1 rRNA gene is annotated in these 2,381 nt (G+C 52.8%); it reads left to right on the forward strand.

What is annotated here, in order from left to right:
• The first annotated feature begins 594 nt into the window (after positions 1-594).
• Positions 595-2,210, forward strand: a 16S ribosomal RNA gene (locus Tfer_RS15445).
• Positions 2,211-2,381 lie beyond the last annotated feature (171 nt).

Raw genomic sequence — 2,381 nt, forward strand, 5'->3', positions numbered from 1 at the left:
CAAAAACTACCGGTTGACGAAAAGCAGCCAGTTATGGTAGTATGGAATTCCGCGGCTGGTTGAGAGCCGGTGCGGGAGAAGAAGTAAGAAATTACCGGTTGACCTGAAGAAGGTTGATGTGGTAAGATAAAGTTCCGCGGTTGGGAGACCGGCCGGGAAACAAAAGAGAGGGCGCTTAGAAACGAGCATGACAAGGAAGCTGAGCTGGCCGCACCGGAGGCGTACTGATGTACGGTGAGGATGCAGACGGCGAAGATGACGCAGTCAGGCGAAGGTGCTAAGCGGCCGGGTGGTCCTTGAGAACTGAACAGTGTAGAAGGAGAGATGGTTGCAGAGCAGTTACCAGTTAACAGTAGACAGTTAACAGAAGTTAACGGTTGAAGGTTAGCGGGAACTGCAAAACCATCACACAAGTAATTAGACCTCGTCTAATAAGTGAGTAATTCAAAAAAGCAGTTCACAGTTGGCAGTAACCAGTTGATTGTGACTGCGATAAGAGCTTGATTCAAACGATTCATAAGAAGAACAGTTGATAGGGCGGTCGGCAGTAAACATACTGTTAACTGTCGACTGACAAACAGTCAACTGAAATATTTTATGGAGAGTTTGATCCTGGCTCAGGACGAACGCTGGCGGCGTGCTTAACACATGCAAGTCGAACGCTCCTGGAGGTTGGAAGTTAGAGGTTAGAAGTTAGATTAAGAAGGAATTCGCCGAAGGCGAATTCTCACACAATCTAACATCTAATTTCCAACTTCCAACCTCTAAGGGGAGTGGCGGACGGGTGAGTAACGCGTGGGCAATCTGCCCGTAAGAGGGGGATAACATCGGGAAACCGGTGCTAATACCGCATAATATCTGTATACCGCATGGTAGGCAGATTAAAGGAGCGATCCGCTTACGGATGAGCCCGCGTCTGATTAGCTAGTTGGTGGGGTAACGGCCTACCAAGGCGACGATCAGTAGCCGGCCTGAGAGGGTGACCGGCCACACTGGAACTGAGACACGGTCCAGACTCCTACGGGAGGCAGCAGTGGGGAATCTTCCGCAATGGGCGAAAGCCTGACGGAGCAACGCCGCGTGAGCGAAGAAGGCCTTCGGGTTGTAAAGCTCTGTCATCAGGGAAGAAGAGAGTGACGGTACCTGAGGAGGAAGCCACGGCTAACTACGTGCCAGCAGCCGCGGTAATACGTAGGTGGCAAGCGTTGTCCGGAATTACTGGGCGTAAAGAGCGCGTAGGCGGGCGCTTAAGTCAGGGGTGAAAACTGGCAGCTCAACTGCCAGCCTGCCTTTGAGACTGGGCGTCTTGAGGACAGGAGAGGAGAGCGGAATTCCTAGTGTAGCGGTGAAATGCGTAGATATTAGGAGGAACACCAGTGGCGAAGGCGGCTCTCTGGCCTGTAACTGACGCTGAGGCGCGAAAGCGTGGGGAGCGAACGGGATTAGATACCCCGGTAGTCCACGCCGTAAACGATGGGTACTAGGTGTAGGAGGTATCGACCCCTTCTGTGCCGTAGTTAACACAATAAGTACCCCGCCTGGGGAGTACGGCCGCAAGGTTGAAACTCAAAGGAATTGACGGGGGCCCGCACAAGCGGTGGAGCATGTGGTTTAATTCGACGCAACGCGAAGAACCTTACCAGGGCTTGACATCGAGGGAAGGCTTGTGGAAACACGAGTCGTCACAAGCTTGCTTGTGACCCGAAGACAGGTGGTGCATGGTTGTCGTCAGCTCGTGTCGTGAGATGTTGGGTTAAGTCCCGCAACGAGCGCAACCCTTATCTTTAGTTGCCAGCACGTGGAGGTGGGCACTCTAGAGAGACTGCCGGTGACAAACCGGAGGAAGGTGGGGATGACGTCAAATCATCATGCCCCTTATGTCCTGGGCTACACACGTGCTACAATGGCCGGTACAAAGGGAAGCGATGGGGTGACCCGGAGCAAATCCCAGCAAAGCCGGTCTCAGTTCGGATTGTAGTCTGCAACTCGACTACATGAAGTCGGAATCGCTAGTAATCGCAGGTCAGCATACTGCGGTGAATACGTTCCCGGGCCTTGTACACACCGCCCGTCACACCACGAAAGCCTGCAACACCCGAAGCCGGTGAGCTAACCCGCAAGGGAGGCAGCCGTCGAAGGTGGGGCCGGTGATTGGGGTGAAGTCGTAACAAGGTAGCCGTATCGGAAGGTGCGGCTGGATCACCTCCTTTCTAAGGAGCGCACACACTGGAGGTTAGAGATTAGAAGTTGGATGTTAGATTAAGTAAGAAGGAATTTGGCAAGGCCAAATTTCAACATCTTATCCAAGCTCTAACATCCGATATCCAACCTCTAGTTTGCTCTAGGTCGATCGACCATCTCTCCCAAGACTGTTTACAGTC

Origin of the sequence: Thermincola ferriacetica (assembly GCF_001263415.1) — a bacterium.
Lineage (GTDB): Bacteria > Bacillota > Thermincolia > Thermincolales > Thermincolaceae > Thermincola > Thermincola ferriacetica.